Origin of the sequence: Streptomyces sp. NPDC056738, assembly GCF_042790435.1 — a bacterium.
In the GTDB taxonomy this organism is placed as follows: domain Bacteria; phylum Actinomycetota; class Actinomycetes; order Streptomycetales; family Streptomycetaceae; genus Streptomyces.
The window spans coordinates 174,626-191,638 of record NZ_JBHTZF010000005.1; the positions used below are offsets into that span (position 1 = coordinate 174,626).

A 17,013-nucleotide genomic window follows, 5' to 3' on the forward strand; every position below is an offset into this window, starting at 1 on the left:
CGACCCGCGACCCGCGACCCGCGACCCGCGACCCGCGACCCGCGACCCGCGACCCGCGACCCGCGACCCGCGACCCGCGACCCGCGACCCGCGACCCGCGACCGGCGACCGGCGGCCTCAGCCGGGGCCGGCCGGCCCCTGGGGTGAGATCAGCCCGCTCTCGTAGGCGAGGACGACGGCCTGCACCCGGTCCCGCAGATCGAGCTTCGACAGGATGCGGCCCACGTGCGTCTTCACCGTGGTCGGGCTCAGGAACAGACGGTCCGCGAGTTCGGCGTTGCTGAGGCCCGTCGCCAGCAGGCGCAGCACCTCCAGTTCGCGCGGGGTCAGCCCGGACAGGTCACGGTGGAGGCCGGTCCGCGGGGACTCCTCGCGCTGAGCGAAGCGCTCGATCAGCCGGCGGGTGATCGTGGGCGCGAGCAGCGCGTCGCCGGAGCGCACGAGGCGTACGGCTGCCACGAGGTGCTCGGGGGTGACGTCCTTGAGCAGGAACCCGCTCGCCCCGGCGGTGAGCGCCGCGTACACGTAGTGGTCGAGGTCGTACGTCGTGAGGATGACGACCCGGGTGCCGGGGGAGCCGTCGGCGGCTTCCAGGCCGCTGCCGAGGATGCGCCGGGTGGCCTCGATGCCGTCCATCCGCGGCATGCGGATGTCCATGAGGACGACGTCGGGACGGGTGCGTCTCACGGCGTCGACCGCCTCGGCGCCGTCCGCCGCCTCGGCCACCACCTCGATCCCGTCGGCGGCGAGGATCATCCCGAAACCGGTACGCACCAGGGCCTGGTCGTCCGCGATGACGGCGCGCAGGGCGGGCCCGTTCACACCGCCTCCCACGGGACGCGGGCCGTGACCCGGTATCCGCCGGTGGGCGTGGGCCCGGCGGTGAGCCTGCCGCCGTAGACCGCGAGCCGCTCGCGCAGCCCGATCAGCCCGCGGCCGTTGCCGTCGACCGGCGGCGAGTCCCGTACCGCCCCCGTGTCGGTGACCTCTATCTCCAGCCAGGAGCCGGCGAAGCCGATCGACACCGCGGCGCCCGCGCCCGCCGCGTGCTTGATCGTGTTGGTGAGCGCCTCCTGGACGACGCGATACGCCGTGAGCTCCACCCCGGGAGGCAGCGGTCCGGGTGGCAGCGACACGGTCAGGCCCACCGGAGTTCCGGCGGCCCGCACCCGCTCGGCGAGGGCGTCGAGCTGCCCGAGGCCGGGCTGCGGCTCCAGGCCGTCGGCGGGAGTGTCGGCGCCCGCCTCGGTGCCCGCGAGCAGGCCCATCACATGGCGGAGTTCGGCCATCGCGGCGCGGCCCCCGGCCTCCACCGCCAGCAGCGCTTCCTTGGACCGCTCCGGCGCCGCGTCCATCACCTTGCGTGCCGCGCCCGCCTGTATGACCATCACGCTGACATTGTGGGTGACGACGTCGTGGAGCTCGGCGGCGATCCGGGCGCGTTCCTCCTCCACGGCCCGGCGCATGGCCTGATCCTGGGCCTGCTGGAGGTCCGTGAAACGCTTTCGGCTGGCTTCCAGCCGCAGGCGTCCGAGCCGGACGAGGCTCGCCAGCACCCCGACGACCAGGAGCACCACGGCGGGACTCGACCAGCCGGGAAGCATGGGATCCGCGTTCCGGAAGGCGAGACCGGCCAGTACGGCCGCGACGATCAGCCCGGCCAGCGCCCGGGTCCGGTAGCGGCTGTGCGCCACCGCTCCGTACGCGGCGATGCTGCAGGTCAGCACGTTGATCCAGGAGACGCCGTCCGCCAGGGCCAGTACGGCGACCGCGATGACTCCGAACGCGAGCAGCGGGTACTTGCGCCGGGCCGCCAGCGGCAGCGCGGACAGCACGACCAGGACCCAGGGCGCGGACCTGGGCTCGGTCGCCGGTTCGAACATCGGCCCGGGTTCGGGAACGGTCGGGGGGTACGGGATCGAGTCCCGGCCCTCGGTCACGGCCCGGGAGCTGATCCGTACCGGCCCGTCCCCGGGGTAGCGCGCCGCCACGATCAGCGCGACGACGGTCAGGACGACCGCCAGCACCACGTCCAGACGCACCGCGCGCCGGGACAGCGGGGCGGGCTCGCCCTCCGGCCGCATCGCGTCGCGGAGACGCGCCCACCACGTTCCCGGCCTCAGCACGTCGCCGGCCCGCTCACGCCAGTGGCCGGCCCGCTCTCGCCACGGGCCCGCCCACGACGTGTCGTACCGCCGCCCGTACGGTTCCTCCTTCTCCATCCGCACATTGTGCGGCCCGGGAGCACGGGTCCACGTCCACCTGTGTGACCGGCACACCTGACCGCCAGGCGTACTCCTCGAGGATGACCCCGCCGCCGGGTCCTCCGCGGGGAGGGCCGTATGTCGGTGCCGCGGCCGACGCGCCGCCGTCGCGTCCGCCCGTACGTTCACCGAGCCCGCTCAGGGCACCGGCTTCCCGACCACGAAGGACGGACACACCCATGAATCACGTGATCGAACTGGAGGGCGTGGCCAAGCGGTACGGCGGCGCCGACGCCGCGGCGCTCGGACCGGTCGATCTCGGCGTGGCCGAGGGCGAGGCCCTGGCCGTGACGGGGCCGTCCGGCAGCGGCAAGTCCACCCTGCTCAACCTCGTCGCCGGTCTGGACCGGCCGAGCGAGGGGACCGTGACCGTGGCCGGGCAGCGCATCGACCGGTTGAGCGAGCACGCGCTGGCCCGGTTCCGCCGCGAACGGATCGGCATGGTCTTCCAGTTCTTCAATCTGCTCGACGACCTCACCGTCGCCGACAACATCCAGCTCCCGGCCCAGTTGACCGGCACCGCCCGCCGGGCGGCGGCGACCCGCGCCGGAGAGCTGATGGAGGTGCTCGGAATCCAGAAGCACGCCCGCGCCTACCCGGGACGGCTGTCCGGAGGAGAGCGCCAACGCGTCGCGGTGGCACGGGCCTTGGTGAACAAGCCCGCGCTGTTGCTCGCCGACGAGCCGACCGGCGCGCTGGACAGCGCGTCGGGGCAGGAGGTCCGTGAGCTGCTCGTGGACCTGCACCGCGGCGGACAGACCGTCGTCCTGGTCACGCACGACCTGGAGCTGGCCCGGGCGTGCGCGCAGCGCACGATCCATCTGGTCGACGGCAAGGTCGCGGTCGACACGCGCGCGGAGGCCGTCCGATGACCGGGTTCGGCAACGGCGCCCTCGGGCGGGTCGTGCGCTCCGGGGTCGGCAGGCGACGCGTCCAGACCCTGGTGATCGCGGTGGCCACCATGATGGCGGTGGCCTCGGCCGTGGTCGCCGGTTCGCTGATGGTCGCCACGAACGCGCCCTTCGACCACGCCTTCGCTCGGCAGCACGGGGCGCACCTCGTCGCCCAGCTCGACCCGAAACGGGCCGACGAGGCCCAACTGGCGAGCACCCGCCACCTGGAGGGGGTCACGGCGAGCGCGGGACCCTTCCCGTCCACGACGATCAACCCGATCGGCCAGGGCGGCGGACACCTGCCCGCGCTGACCCTGGTCGGACGGCCCGGTCCCGGGAGGGACGTGGACGCGCTCGACCTCAAGTCGGGCCGGTGGCCCCGCACTTCGGGTGAGATCGTGCTGTCCGCCTCGTTCCAGGGGCCGGATCTCGTACTCGGTGCGACCTTGAAGAGTTCCGACGATTCGGACGCGCGCACGCTGACCGTCGTCGGCTTCGCGCTGTCCGCGAGCGGGAGCGCCGACGTCTGGGCGACGCCCGCCCAGGTCAGGTCCCTCGCCACGGGGGAGAGCGTCCTGGCGAGCCAGATGCTCTACCGCTTCGACTCCGCGGCCACGAAGGCGCAGATCACCGCCGACCGCAAGAAGCTCGCCGCCGCTCTGCCCTCCGGCGCGCTGGTCGGCACGCAGTCGTGGCTGGACACCAAGCGTGCCGCCGATCAGGGTGCGGCGGCGACGATCCCGTTCCTGTTCGCGTTCGGTGTCCTCGGCATCGTCATGTCGGTGATCATCGTCGGCAGCGTCATCAGCGGCGCCGTCGGCACCAGTCTGCGTCGCATCGGCATCCTCAAGGCCATCGGATTCACCCCGCGCGAGGTCGTACGGGCCTATGTGGCCCAGGCGTTGATCCCCGCCGCGGCCGGCATCGCCCTCGGCGTCGTCCTCGGCAATCTGCTCGCCGTGCCGCTGCTGAACGACACCGAGTCCGTGTACGGCACCGTGTCGCTGTCGGTGGCCTGGTGGGTGGATGTCGTGGTGCCGGCCGGCGCTCTGCTCGTGGTGGCGGTCGCGGCGCTGGTGCCCGCGCTGCGGGCCGGGCGGCTGCGGACGGTGGAGGCCATCGCCGTCGGCAGGGCGCCGCGCACCACGCGCGGTCAGTGGGCGCACCGCGCGGCCGGGCGGCTCCCGCTGCCCCGGCCGGTCACGTACGGCCTCGCGAGTCCCTTCGCGCATCCTGTCCGGGCGATCGCCATGGTGCTGGCGGTGACCTTCGGGACCGTGGCGGCGACTTTCGCGGTGGGGCTGACGCAGTCCCTCAACGCGGTGGCGAGCGCGCAGGATCCCGAGAACAGCGCCGATGTCACCGCCATCAGCGGGGCAGGCGGCTCGGGTCCCGGTGGCGGTCGGGTGCAGCAGGCGCCCGCGGCCGGTTCCGGGCGTGCCCAGGCCCCCTCGGGGTCGAACCAGCGGCAGCCGTCGGCCGATCCGGAAGCGGTGCGTGCCGCGATCGCGAAGCAGTCCGGCACCGCCTCGTACTACGGCACGGCGTCGGGCGACGCCACGGTGGCCGGGATCTCCGGCACCGTCCGGGCCACCCTCTACCAGGGTGACTCCCGCGCCGGTGCCTACGAGATGATCGCGGGGCACTGGATCACCGGGCGGGGCCAGGTCGTGGTGCCCACCCACTTCCTGGAGCGGACGGGCACCAGGATCGGCGAGTCCGTGCGGGTCACCTTCCAGAAGGAGACGGTGAGCCTGCGGATCGTCGGCGAGGCCTTCGACACGTCGGACGACGGCATGCAGGTGCACGCGGACCTGGCGAGCTTCTCGAAGGCGGAGCCCGGGGTCTTCCACATCGAGGTCGAGCCGGGGGTGTCACCCGCCGAGTACGCGGGGAAGCTCGCCGCCGTGGTCGAGCCCCTGGGCGGTGCCGCCTTCGCCGAGTCCGCCCCCGAGGGGGAGAACATGATCGTCCTGCTGGAGGCGATGGCCGCGCTGCTCACCCTGATGCTGGTCTCCGTGGCGGGCCTCGGCGTTCTCAACTCCGTCGTCCTCGACACCCGCGAGCGCGTCCACGACCTCGGAGTCTGCAAGGCACTCGGCATGTCCCCCCGGCAGACCGTGAGTCTCGTGCTCGCCTCGGTGGCCGGCATCGGCGTGGTCGGCGGACTGATCGGCGTCCCGGCCGGGTTCGCGCTGCACGACTACGTCCTGCCGGTCATGGGAGAGGCCGCCGGCACCCGCCTGCCGCCGTCGGTCCTCGACGTGTACGACGGCACGCAACTGGTGCTGCTGGGCCTGGCCGGGGTGCTCGTCGCCCTCATCGGCGCCATGGCCCCCGCGGGATGGGCTGCCAAGGTCCGTACGGCCACGGCCCTGCGCACCGAGTGACCCCTCCCTCGACGCCGTACGGCCGCCCAACGAACCACGGAGGTGGGGCCGTACGGCGTCGGGGCACGAACCGCCCACGCGGGGGCCGGGTTCGGCGAGGTTGGGCCGGGTGGCGGTCGCCGGGCGGTGGACAGCGCTCCACGTTCGGCGACGGTCCCCTGGCGATGGTCGACCGAATGGCTCGGGCCCTGCCTGGGTAGACCAGTTCGGCGATGGAGGGCACGTCGACTCGGCGGGCCCGGAGTTGGTTTTTCGGCTTCCCTGAACGGGAGGACTGGCGTACGTGGAATCCCAAACCGTCGTGAGTCTGGCGTCCACGGGAATCGCGGGGCTGGCCGTCGCCGCGAGTCTGGTGACGACGCTGCTCTCCCTGCGCGCGCAGCGGGAGAACACGCGTGACGCCCTCGAAGCGCAGGAGCGACTGTCCAGCGCACAGGAGGAGGCGCTTCAGCAGCGTTCGCACGCACAGGACTTGCGCGACAGGCGAGCCGAGGCATACCTCGCCCTGATGAAGTGGGCCGACCAACTGCTCGCAGCACTGGACGAGATGGACGAGGCGACCAAGCCGTACCTGGCCGTCGAGGAGTGGAACACTGCCCCCGGTGTCGACAACCTGCTCGACCTGTACGCCTCCGATGCCGTCCACGTGCGGTACGCGGCTCTCCGCGGCAGGCTCATCGGACTCGTCGTGGGAGTCGTCGCCACGGACGGTCCGCGGCTGCCGAAGCTGGTGACCTGGACCGAGTCCGAAGGTGTGGTCGGCGACGTCGCCACCGAAACGGGGTCGGCGTGGAGCACCTGGTCCGAGCGGGACGAGGCCCGCGTCCGGTTGATGGATGAGGCGATCGCCTTGGTCGCGCGGGTCCGGGCAGAGGTGCAAGGCCGGGCCGGCAGTGGGTACTTCGTCATCTGGCGGTTGGTCTGACGGGCCCCGGGCGAACTCGGGTTGGCGGGGTTATTCTCCGTCGAGGCACAGGCAGAACGGGTGGCCGGCCGGGTCCAGGAGGACGCGGACGTTGTCCTGCGGCTGGGAATCCGACACCGTGGCGCCCAGGGCGACCGCCTCGGCTACCGCTTCGTCCAGGTCGCCGACCTGGAAGTCCAAGTGCATCATCGGGCGTTGCCGCCCGTCGACCGGGGGCCACACCGGAGCCCGGTAGCCCTCGGCCCGCTGGAACACGAGGAACGGTCCCTGCGGGGAGGCGGCGACCACGGCCGTCCCCGGTTCCTCGTGGCCGACGGGCCAGCCCAGAAGTTCGGAGTAGAACGACGCCAAGGCGCTCGGGTCCGGCGCCTCGATCGTCGTACCCCACCACATGCCACCCGTTCGCGACTTCATGACGGCAGCTTGCCCGATGACTCGGATCTTGTCGCGCACGTTCCGGAGCCGACACGGGTCAACTGCAGGTGAGCAGGCCCGCCTTCTGCTTGGCGTTCAGGATGCGATGGACGCTCTGGTTCACCTGCGTGCTGAAGGCCGAGCTCTGCGTCATGCGGCTCTGCACCGCCTTCGTCATGGCCGGGATCAGGTTCGGCTCGACCGTCAGGACCACGTCACCGCCGGCGGAGAGGAACTTGACCGCGCGGTCGCCCGGGGCCACGGCCTTCACCGCCACCGCGTTCCCGAGGTCGTCCGAGATGACCACGCCCTTGAACCCCAGGTTCTTGCGCAGCAGCGTCTGGATCACCGTCGAGGAGAACGCGGCCCGGTTCTTCGCGTCGATCTTGCTGTACGTCGCGGACGAGATCATGACGAACGGGGCCCCGGCCTGGATGCCCGACTTGAACGGCGTGATGCTCGAACTCGTGCTGGTCGTCACCGAGTCCACGACGCCCGCCGTGGTGTCCGTGTTGCCGCGCACATAGCCGAGCCCGGGGAAGTGCTTGAGCGTGGCCAGAACCCCGGACTGCAAGGAGCCCTCGAGGAACGCGTCGCTGTGCGGGGCCACGACCGCGGCGGTGTGTCCGAACTCGCGGTTGAACTTGCCGATCGGCGGATTGCCGGTGCCCAGGCTCGCGGGCACGACATCCGCGACGGGCGCGAGGTTCAGGTTCACGCCGGCCGACTTGAGTTCCTTGGCCCACCCGGCCGACGCGCTGCGCAGTTGCGTCGTCGTCCACGTGCCCTGCGTCAGCGCACTCGGGATGGTCGAGAAACCGGGGCCGGACAGCACCTGCACCTGACCGCCCTCCTGGTCGGTCGAGACCAGGAGGCCCACACGATGCCCGGCCACGGTGTCCGCCTTCGCCTGCAGGCCGTCGACGACACTCTTGGTCGCCGCCGTCCCGGCCTTGCTGCGCCCGGCGAGGAACACCGAGCCGACGTGGTACTGCTGCATGAGAGCGATCCGCTTGCTGTCCGGAGCGGACGGCGTCACGCCTCCCATGAAGAGCTGACCGACGCGCTGGGCGGTCGTCATCGCCGAGTACGTCCTGTCGGCACAAGTGGACGCGGCGAGCTTCGAGAGCGGTGTGGACGGATCGATGGTGGCGGCCCGCGAGACCTGCACACCCGCCACTCCCGCCGCGGCGAGCGACACCGCCAGCGCGGATGCGAGCCAGACACGTCGGCTGACGCCGGGGCGACGGGTGGGCGACTGGTGGGATGCCATGAAGATACTCCGAAGGTGCCTGCTGGGGACCGCTTGCATCGTGAGCGGGAAGTCAGTTGCCTGATCCAGGGTACCTCCGCGTACATCGGCTGAGTCCGGGCGTGCGGCCCCGCCTTTCGGCGGGTTCGACGCGTGCTCGCGAGTCTGCGCGGAGCCCGGTCGGCACACCTTCCCAGGACAGGCAGGCGGCGCGGTGGACAGCGCGGCGGCACATTTGTCCCTATAAGCGTAGTGGGGGTGGTGGGGGACTTCCACCGCTGCCCCGACAGGCCGGGTGGCCCTAGGCGTCGAGCACGAGATAGCCGTCGACGCGACTGAGCCGGTCCGATTCGGGGTCGGGCGGAAGGGCGTGGCCCAGACTGTCGGCCCGGACCTCGCCGATCCACTGGTCGTGCTGGTACTCGTGGTTGATGAGCGTGGTCATCAGATGGCCGGCGACGACGGTCAGTTGGGCGGGCGCGCCGACGTTCCCGGCCGCGATGTCGCCGATACGGGCATGCACGCGTTCGGCGACCGCGCCACGGAACGCGGAGAGCCGCTCGACCGTGGGCAGCGCCCCACGGAACTTCTCCGGGTTCGCCGAATCCATGATCCCGTCGAGCTCCGGATCGGGGCTGGGTTCCGCCGCGGTCAGATTGCGGATCATGAAGTGGGCGACGTGGGCCTGATGCCCGAGATGCCACCCGATGGCACTGGAATCCTCATGAGGCCGCCAGACCACCTCGTCCGGCGTGAGATCCCGCCACAGCTCGTCGGTGTAGACGCGGGCCCGGTCGTACTCGCGCAGCAGCGCGGTGAGGTCGTACATGGCACCACCTGTCGGTGTTGAGGGAGAAAGTCGGTGTTGAGCAGGAAATGGGTGCGGCAGGTACTACGGTCTCGGTGCGGGGTGCAAACCGCTAGCGGAAGGGGTTGCCGTGCTTCAGCGGGTCGCGGAGGGTGTGCTGGTTCACGAGAGTGAGTTCATGCGGACCAACGCCGTCGTCGTGCAGGGCCGCGCCGGTGTGCTGCTCATCGACGCCGGGGTGCAGGAGCACGAAATGGTCTGCCTCGCGAACGACCTGGCCGAGGCGGGACAGACCGTCGTGGCGGGGTTTTCCACGCATCCCCACTGGGACCACCTCCTCTGGCACACCGGCCTCGGCTCGGCGCCCCGCTACGGCACGGCACGCTGCGCGGCCACGGTCCGGGAGCGGCTGTCGGCCGAGGGCGCGATGGCCCGCGTGGCCACGATGATTCCGCCGGACATCGTCGAGCAGGTACCCCTGGACCTGCTCGGCCATATTTCCGGGCTGCCCGAAGGGACCGCGCGGATTCCCTGGGACGGCCCTCCCGTCCGGATCGTCGAACACGACGCGCACGCCCCCGGCCATGCGGCACTGCTGATCGAGGAACGCGGCGTTCTCGTCGCCGGCGACATGCTCTCCGACGTGCTCATCCCGATGCTCGACCTGACCGACACGGCGGACCCGATCGGGAGCTACCTCGCCGCGCTGACTCTGCTCGAGGACGTGGCGGACGACGTCGATGCGGTCGTCCCCGGCCACGGGTCCGTCGGCCGCGCCGACGAGGTCCGGGCGCGGATCGCCCAGGACCGCGCCTACGTACACGCCGTGCGCGACGCCCGGGCCCCCGACGACCCCCGGCTCGGCCCGTCCACCTACGGCAAGGACTGGCTGCCCGACGTGCACGAACGACAGTTCCTGCACCTCACGCGGAGAAGCGAGCCCGACGGGACGCCTGGCCGGCCGTGAGGCCGCTGCTTGAGCCCCCTGTGCGAACGCGTCGCCGCCACGGTGGCGATTCGGGGCCTTCGTCGGGTCCTGCCGCGTCGGTGTGGCCAGCCGCACATTCGGCGCGGTATGGGGAGGGCGGCGGAGGCTGAAAGGCCGCCTTTTCGCGGGCTGTTGGGTTCCCTGGGGGACCGCAGCAGCAGCCCCGTTCCGGGTCCGTCGAGGGCCGGGAGGCGTGCGGTGGGGGCGCCGGGGTCCGGCGCTGGAACGGAGGTGGCCGTGAGGCCCGTACACTCGGCAACCGCCTCCGTGTCCGGCGCGAGGCCCGACAGGAAGGACGCGTTGTCCGTGTTCCAGGAAGCCCCGATCTACCGCCAGCTCGTCGCCGAGCGCGGTGATGTTCCCGCGCAGGTCCGAGGTGAGGCCGAGCAGATTCGCAGGGACCTGCAGCGGGTGATGCCGCCTCTCGAGACTTCCGCTCCCGTCGCGGCCGAGGGCTCCTGGCCCGCCGCTCCCGTCGGCCTGGCCCTTCCGCCCGGGACACAGCAGCGCTGATCCGCCTACAGGGCGGGCCTGCCCTGACGCGTCGTGACCGCCCGGAAGCCGTCGGCTTCCGGGCGGCGCTGGTGACAGGGGCCCGGCCGTAGCACCTTCCGGGGGACGGTCCGCAGCACCTTCGGCGTGACGATCCGCCGCGTTCCGCGCGACGGTCTGCCGTCCGTCACCGGGCCGTCCGCGCTTCCGTGGCCGGCCCTGCCGGGAACTCACGCCTCGGACGCGCGCCGGAAGGGCCATGCCGAGCCGGCGCTCAGCGCACCGGGAAGCCGAACGTGTGCCCCTGCTCCTTCAGCCGGGGCAGGATCCGGCGCAGCGCCTCGACCGTCTGGGAGCGGTCGCCGCCCGCGTCGTGGAAGAGGAGCGTCGGCCCGTTGGGCAGCTCCCGCTCGACCGTGGCGACGACCGCGTCCGTGCCCGGCCGCTCGAAGTCCTTCGAGTCCACGTTCCAGCCCAGCGGTCGCATGCCCCGCGAAGCCGCCAGCTTGCGGCTGTAGGGGGTGAAGGCCCCGCCCGGCGCGCGGTAGTACATCGGCCGCACGCCCCCGGACGCCTTGGTGATCATGCGTTCGGCGTCGAGTATCTGCTCAGACTGGTACGCCTGCGACTTGGTGTCCATGGTGGTGTCGTGCGACACCGAGTGGTCGCACAGCCGGTGGCCGGCGGCGACCACCTTCTTCACGAGGTCGGGGTGCGCCTGCGCCTGGGTCCCCACCATGCAGAAGGTGGCCTTCACCCCGTACTCGCGCAGGACGTCGAGCACTTGAGGAGTCCATACGGGGTCGGGGCCGTCGTCGATCGTGATGTTGACGCCGCTCGCCCCCTTGTCCGAGGCGTGCGCGATCGTCACCGCCACCGGCTTGACGGCGGACTGCTGTGCCGACGCGGCCGGGCGGGGCGACGCGTCGTTCACGGCACCGGCCTGCGCGGTCCACACCGACGCACCGGCGGCCAGCACCGTCACCCCAAGTGCCGCCGCGGCCACCTTGCCGTACCAGCCCCGCTTGCTGACGTGCCGTGCCATGTCCGCCCCGCTCTCCCGCAGTTCCTCGGTCGCCCACCGACCACCTGGCAGGACGAGCGCCGGCCGCCGGGGGATGCGTCTGTTACCGATCACGGACAATTCCGGGAGGAAATGCGGACACGGCGTCGCGAGAACGGCCCGACGCCATGCCAACAGGGCCGTTCCTGCGGACAGTTCGGCCGTCGTACCGCCCTGTTACGGTGGGCCGATGTCATCCGTGAAGCAGTTCCAGGTCACTTTCGACTGTGAGCGCCCCGAGCGCGTCGCCCGCTTCTGGTGCGAGGTGCTGGGGTACGTCGTGCCGTCACCGCCGGAGGGGTTCGCCACGTGGGAGGACTACGAGGCCTCGCGGCCCCCTGAGGACCGGGGCTCGTGGTTCGCGTGCGTCGACCCCTCGGGTGTCGGCCCGAGGCTCTACTTCCAGCGCGTTCCCGAAGGCAGGGTCGTCAAGAACCGGGTGCACCTCGACGTGCGGGCCGGCACCGGCCTCGTGGGCGACGAGCGTCTGGCCGTCCTGAAGGCCGAATGCGAGCGACTGATCGCGCTCGGCGCGACCCATGTGCAGACGCTGATCGCCGACGACGAGAACGAGTCCTGCATCGCGATGCAGGACATCGAAGGCAACGAGTTCTGTCTCGACTGAACAACGGTATGGGATCGAAGCCCGCGTCGATGGCGCGGGCTTCGTGCCGTTCGTACGGGGGGCGCGCCCTCGCGGCGGGACCTCGGCTCCCAGGGAGGTGCCGGCGCCGGATCCGGTGACTCCCAGGCCGGGCGCGGGAGTTCGGATCCGAGCACGTGTGCCGTCGGAACGCACGCGTCGAGCGGTTCTGCTCCGGCGCCCGGTCCACAGCCGGTCCGAGCCTCGTGGACCCGGAGAAATTCCTGATCACAGGCCTTCCGCGCGACCTCGGGGCTGCCTTATCTTCTCCATCCATGCCCCTTGCCGATGATCAGCGCGGCGGCCGTCTGCTCGCCGGCGTCGCATCCCTCACCACCGTGGTGGTTCTCGCGGTTCTCTGTGCCGTCCTCGGCCATGCCGACGGGACCGGACTGTTCGCTCCGGAGAACTGGCCGGACGCGGGTTTCGTACCCGGCGGTGCCACGAGCCCTGCCTGGGCCACCGTGGTGTTCCTGCCCCTGCTGATCGTCGGCAGTGCGGTGGCCGTTCACCGTCTGGTGCGTGCCGCGGCTCCCGAGGCGAGGGCACGATGGGTCTTCGGCGGGGTGTGGTCGAGTCTGGTCCTGGTCGCGTTCCTGGCGAAGCTGGCCTACAGCGTGCTGCTGCTGGCGATCGCCGGACCGGGCGGGCTGCACATCTTCCCGACGGCCGGGGCGCTGCTCGCGGAGTGCGGTCTGACCGGCGCGAAGTACGCCGTGTTCGGGCCGCTGGTCGCGGGCCTGACGGCGGCGTCGTACCGGATCGGTGTGTGGCGCCTCCACCGCGAGGCCGCCCAACTCGCCAAGGCCTCCAAGGCCGACGACGTCTCCAAGGCCGTCTCCCGGACCGGCGATGCCTCCCCGGCGGGCGAGGGCGCCGAGGGTGACACAGCCGGTGAGGGCGGCGAAGGCCCCGGGAGTGGCAAGGCCGTTGAGGCCGGCGCCGGGGCCGGTGAGCGCGGCAAGCGCACCGAGCGTTCCGCAGGGGCGTCGCGTGCCGGTCTCGACCCGGTCGCCGGGTTCGCCTGGCTGCCCGCCGGTGCCGCCGTGGCGCTCCAGTCGGGGACCGGGGTGTTCGCCTGGGCCGCCGGACCGATACCCGGCGGCTTCGTGACGGCCACGCTTCTCAGCGGCGTCGCGGCGGTCTTGGCCAGCATCGGACTCTGGCGCCGAGTGGTGTCGCCCGGCCTGACCCGGGCCCGTACCGGCGTGACGCTGTGGTCGCTCGCCACCACCCTCGTCACGGCGGGTGTGCTCGGCAGCGTCCCGCTGTGGGTTCTCGACGGATGCCTGAACGGATTCGGCGGGGCACTCTTCCCGGTCGCGTCCGGCCTCGTACGCGTCGCGGGGGGCGTGACCGCGGGCGTGTGCGCCGGCGTCGTGTGCGTGCCCTGGGTCGCGGAACTGGCCTGGCGGCGCAGGACGGAGCCCTCGGCCGGCGGCGCCCTCGCCCTGGTCGTCCGATGGGCGCCACCCGTCGCCGTTGCCGCCGTGTTCGCGCTCGCCGCCGGAACCCTCGTACCGGGACCGGCCGTGGCCGCCGTCGGCACGCAGACGCAGGCCGCCGGCCGCGACCGGGACGGGCTGCTGCCGCTGACCGTGCTGCGCGAGGACGGGCAGTCCCCGGTGATCGGCGACAGCGAGGGGCGGCAGGTGCTGCTCCGCGGTGTGAACGTCAATCAGCTCATCGACTACGGACAGCCCGACCCGGCCAAGCCCACGGTGTGGCCGCTGAAGGACTCCGACTACGCCCAGATGGAACGGTACGGATTCGACGTCCAGCGCCTCGCCCTGTCCTGGTCGGCCCTGGAGCCGAAGCGGGGCGTCTTCGACGAGGCGTATCTGGCGCGGATCCGCACCGCGGTCGACCAGGCCGCCGCCCACGGCATCCACACCGTCCTCGACATGCACCAGGACACCTTCTCGAAGTACGTCAGCGCGGCTCCCGGAACGCGGTGCCGCGCCAACGCCTCACCGGAGTTCGGCAACGACGGCGCCCCGAAATGGGCGACCCGCACCGACGGCGCCAAGGCCTGCGGTTTCCTCGGACGCGACCTCTCGCCCAATGTGCAGCAGGCGTTCACCAACCTCTACGACGACACCGACGGCATCGGCACCGAGTTCGCCCGCATGTGGGGCCACCTCGCCAAGACCTTCGCGGACGATCCCGCGGTCGCCGGCTACGACCTCCTGAACGAGCCCGGCCCCGGCAACGCGCCCGGCGTGACCTCCTCGATCCTGCTCGGCCGTCTCTACCAGCAGGCGATCACCTCGATCCGGGCCGCGGAGTCGAAGGTGGCCGGTGGCTTCCACCACCTGGTGTTCTTCGAGCCCTCGATCCTGTGGTCGGGACTCGGCTTCGACACCACCCCGCCGGCCGGGTTCGCCGACGACCCGCTGCTCGTCTTCTCGCCCCACCTGTACAGCGAGTCGATCACCATGGACCAGGGCCTGGGCGTCACCCTGACCTCGATCGAGCAGGGCTACACCGCCGCCGAGCGCACCGCGCGGGCGTACGGGACACCGCTGTGGTCGGGAGAGTGGGGCTGGTTCGGTGAACCCGACGCCTTCCGCTCCCGGTTCGACCGTTTCCTGGACCGGCAGAACGCCGACGCGCTGGGCTCGGCGATCTGGGTGTGGAAGAAGGCCTGCGGCGATCCGCAGAACGACCCCGAGGCCAGCACCTCCGGCGGCGGTGTCGTGCTGTACACCTGCCCCGACGGCAAGCCGCTGGCGAGCCCGGCCTTCGAGACCACGGCGCTCTCCCAGGCCTACCCGCGCAGCGCTCCCGGCCGCCTGGGCTCCCTGCGGTCCTCGCGCACCGAGCGGGACCTGAGGCTGTCCGGCTCCGGGACGGGCACGCTGGACGTGTGGGTTCCCGGACCGGGCCGCCCCGAGGCCAAGGGCAGCGGCCTCTCCGGCATGCGGACCACGGAACGGCCCGGCGGCTGGCGCCTCACCGCGCACACCTCCGGCCGCTACACGCTCCAGGTGTCGTAGGAGCGGCCGCGGGCCGACGCGGGACCGGACGCGCTCAACCGGTGGTCCAGGGACGCAGCTTCTCGGGGTTGCGCATGACCCAGATGTGCGTGATCCGGTCGCCGACGACCTCGAACGCGAGCACCGTCACGATGACGCCGTCCTGCTGGGCCACCAGGCCCGGCTGACCGTTGACCGTACGCTCCAGGAGCGTCATGCCGTCCGGCCTCCGCTCGGCGAGCCCGGCCCAGGCGTGGGCGATCCGCTCGCCGCCCTCGATCGGGCGCAGGAAGCTCTGGGCGAGACCGCCGCCGTCGGCGATCGCCGTGGCGTCCGGGTCGAGCAGTCCGATGAGGGCGTCGATGTCCTTGGCCTCCCAGGCCTCCTTGAAGGCACTGACGACACCGGTGCTCCGGTTCGCCGGGGTGGCCGGGGCCGCGGCCGGGCGCGCGGCCCGGACACGGCGGCGGGCCGAGGAGGCGAGCTGACGGCAGGCCGCCGGCGTACGGCCGACGATCTCGGCCACCTCGGCGAACGAGTGGCAGAAGACGTCGTGCAGGACGAACGCGACCCGCTCGGCCGGGGTCATCGATTCGAGCACGACCAGGAACGCCAGACCGACCGACTCGTCCAAGGTGACCCGGTCGGCCGGGTCGACGACGGCACCGCCCGGCCGCCCGCTGATCCACTCCGTGCGCCCGGGCAGCGGTTCGGGGATCCATTCACCCACGTACGTCTCCCGCCGCGCCCGTGCCGAGCCGAGCACGTTGAGACAGACCCGACTGGCGACGGTCGTCAGCCACGCTCCGGGGGACTCGATGGCGTCCTGCTCCTGCCGGGACATGGCGTACCAGCGCGTGTACGTCTCCTGGACGGCGTCCTCGGCCTCGGTCAGGGAGCCCAGCAGCCGGTAGGCGAGATTGATCAGGTGCCGCCGCTCGCTCACGATCGCGTCCAGGCCCGGATCGGGCCGGCCCTGCCCGGGCTCGGATCGGGTGGTCATGGTGTCGACAACTCCCTCGGTCGCATCCGCTGTCACCCCTTCGACAAGACAGCGCACCGGAATGTGAGGCCGGAGCCGCACCTCACATTTCGCGGGCCTGTCCTGTCGAAGGGATGAGACCGACACACGACCCATCATTCAGCGACTGGAAGGCCGGAGACATCATGACCGCCTCGACATCAGGTTCCACGCAGACCCCGGACACCCCGGCGACCGCGCAGACCCCGGAGACACCTGCGGGCCAGGAGACCGCGGAGACGCGTGCGACCGCCGCGCCTTCGTTCACCGACCCCGTCGACGACCAGCGACTGGAGCGGGTGGCCGCCGCTCTGAAGGAGAAGAACTTCGACGTCGAGATCCTCGACGACGCCACCGCGGCGCGGGCCCGCGTCAAGGACCTGATCCCCGAGGGCGCCGCGGTGTTCACCGTGGCCAGCGAGACCCTCCGTCTGTCCGGCATCGACGAGGACATCAACGACAGCGGTCGGTACGACTCCGTCAAGGCGCGCGGAACGGCCATGGACCGCGCGACCCAGATGGCCGAGATCTGGCGGATGCTCGCCTGCCCCGACGTCGTGGTGGGCAGTGTCGCCGCGGTCACCGAGACCGGCTCCCTGGTGGCCGCGTCGGCCAGCGGAAGCCAACTGCCCGCCTACGCGGGCTCCGCGCCCCGCGTGATCCTGGTGGTCGGAGCGCAGAAGGTGGTGCCCGACCTGGAGACCGCGCTGCGCCGCGTCGACGAGTACTGCGTCCCGCTGGAGGACGAGCGCGCCCGGAAGGTCTACGGCGTGCCGAGCGCGCTCAATCGCCTGCTCGTCCTCAACGCGGAACCCCACCCGGGGCGCGCCACCGTCCTGCTGCTCCGCGAGGCCATCGGATTCTGAACCGCCGTGAGCCGAC

15 protein-coding genes are annotated in these 17,013 nt (G+C 72.0%); 8 read left to right on the forward strand and 7 right to left on the reverse strand.

All coding sequences use genetic code 11. The features are described from left to right. Positions 1-117: 117 nt before the first annotated feature. Positions 118-822, reverse strand: coding sequence for a response regulator (locus tag ACFRIC_RS14875; protein ID WP_382784723.1), 705 nt, complete (start codon positions 820-822; stop codon positions 118-120). Further along, positions 819-2,084, reverse strand: a complete 1,266-nt coding sequence (locus ACFRIC_RS14880) for a sensor histidine kinase (protein ID WP_382785902.1) — start codon at positions 2,082-2,084, stop codon at positions 819-821. The genes ACFRIC_RS14875 and ACFRIC_RS14880 overlap by 4 nt, the downstream gene beginning before the upstream one ends. Positions 2,085-2,443: 359 nt before the next feature. On the opposite strand from ACFRIC_RS14880, the gene ACFRIC_RS14885 reads away from it, so the two are divergent. The 3 genes from ACFRIC_RS14885 (at position 2,444) to ACFRIC_RS14895 (ending at position 6,472) form a co-directional block, all read left to right on the forward strand. Then, the gene (locus ACFRIC_RS14885) at positions 2,444-3,136 is read left to right on the forward strand and encodes an ABC transporter ATP-binding protein (RefSeq protein WP_382784726.1); all 693 of its coding nucleotides are present in this window, start codon (positions 2,444-2,446) and stop codon (positions 3,134-3,136) included. Next, positions 3,133-5,547, forward strand: coding sequence for an ABC transporter permease (locus ACFRIC_RS14890; protein WP_382784730.1), 2,415 nt, complete (start codon positions 3,133-3,135; stop codon positions 5,545-5,547). Before ACFRIC_RS14885 ends, ACFRIC_RS14890 begins: the two co-directional genes overlap by 4 nt. Positions 5,548-5,830: 283 nt before the next feature. Beyond that, positions 5,831-6,472: a hypothetical protein gene (locus tag ACFRIC_RS14895; RefSeq protein ID WP_382784732.1), complete on the forward strand. Its 642-nt coding sequence runs from the start codon at positions 5,831-5,833 to the stop codon at positions 6,470-6,472. A gap of 30 nt (positions 6,473-6,502) precedes the next feature. On the opposite strand, the gene ACFRIC_RS14900 is transcribed toward ACFRIC_RS14895, so the two are convergent. From ACFRIC_RS14900 to ACFRIC_RS14910, 3 genes are all read right to left on the reverse strand, one after another. Then, complete coding sequence (locus ACFRIC_RS14900; RefSeq protein ID WP_382784735.1) at positions 6,503-6,886, reverse strand: VOC family protein; 384 nt, start codon at positions 6,884-6,886, stop codon at positions 6,503-6,505. A gap of 58 nt (positions 6,887-6,944) precedes the next feature. Next, positions 6,945-8,159, reverse strand: coding sequence for a glycoside hydrolase family 3 N-terminal domain-containing protein (locus tag ACFRIC_RS14905; protein WP_382784738.1), 1,215 nt, complete (start codon positions 8,157-8,159; stop codon positions 6,945-6,947). 280 nt (positions 8,160-8,439) lie between these two features. Continuing rightward, positions 8,440-8,967, reverse strand: coding sequence for a DinB family protein (locus tag ACFRIC_RS14910; RefSeq protein ID WP_382784741.1), 528 nt, complete (start codon positions 8,965-8,967; stop codon positions 8,440-8,442). A gap of 157 nt (positions 8,968-9,124) precedes the next feature. Here ACFRIC_RS14910 and ACFRIC_RS14915 point away from each other — a divergent pair, with 157 nt between their 5' ends. Beyond that, on the forward strand, positions 9,125-9,913 hold the full coding sequence (locus ACFRIC_RS14915; protein ID WP_382784744.1) for an MBL fold metallo-hydrolase: 789 nt from the start codon (positions 9,125-9,127) through the stop codon (positions 9,911-9,913). A 327-nt stretch (positions 9,914-10,240) separates the two neighbouring features. Continuing rightward, a complete protein-coding gene (locus ACFRIC_RS14920) occupies positions 10,241-10,447 on the forward strand; it encodes a hypothetical protein (protein ID WP_382784747.1) in 207 nt (68 codons plus the stop codon). A 253-nt stretch (positions 10,448-10,700) separates the two neighbouring features. Here the strand turns inward: ACFRIC_RS14920 and ACFRIC_RS14925 are convergent, their stop codons facing one another. After that, positions 10,701-11,471, reverse strand: a complete 771-nt coding sequence (locus ACFRIC_RS14925) for a polysaccharide deacetylase family protein (RefSeq protein ID WP_382785905.1) — start codon at positions 11,469-11,471, stop codon at positions 10,701-10,703. Between the two features lie 208 nt (positions 11,472-11,679). Here ACFRIC_RS14925 and ACFRIC_RS14930 point away from each other — a divergent pair, with 208 nt between their 5' ends. Together ACFRIC_RS14930 and ACFRIC_RS14935 are read left to right on the forward strand one after the other, a co-directional pair. Continuing rightward, positions 11,680-12,114, forward strand: a complete 435-nt coding sequence (locus ACFRIC_RS14930; RefSeq protein WP_382784749.1) for a VOC family protein — start codon at positions 11,680-11,682, stop codon at positions 12,112-12,114. A gap of 293 nt (positions 12,115-12,407) precedes the next feature. Then, positions 12,408-15,131 (forward strand): glycoside hydrolase family 5 protein, encoded by a 2,724-nt coding sequence (locus ACFRIC_RS14935; RefSeq protein WP_382784752.1) that lies wholly within the window; start codon positions 12,408-12,410, stop codon positions 15,129-15,131. A gap of 34 nt (positions 15,132-15,165) precedes the next feature. On the opposite strand, the gene sigJ is transcribed toward ACFRIC_RS14935, so the two are convergent. Further along, the gene (gene sigJ, locus ACFRIC_RS14940; RefSeq protein ID WP_382784755.1) at positions 15,166-16,113 is read right to left on the reverse strand and encodes an RNA polymerase sigma factor SigJ; all 948 of its coding nucleotides are present in this window, start codon (positions 16,111-16,113) and stop codon (positions 15,166-15,168) included. 164 nt (positions 16,114-16,277) lie between these two features. Here sigJ and ACFRIC_RS14945 point away from each other — a divergent pair, with 164 nt between their 5' ends. Next, positions 16,278-16,997: an LUD domain-containing protein gene (locus ACFRIC_RS14945; RefSeq protein ID WP_382784758.1), complete on the forward strand. Its 720-nt coding sequence runs from the start codon at positions 16,278-16,280 to the stop codon at positions 16,995-16,997. Positions 16,998-17,013 lie beyond the last annotated feature (16 nt).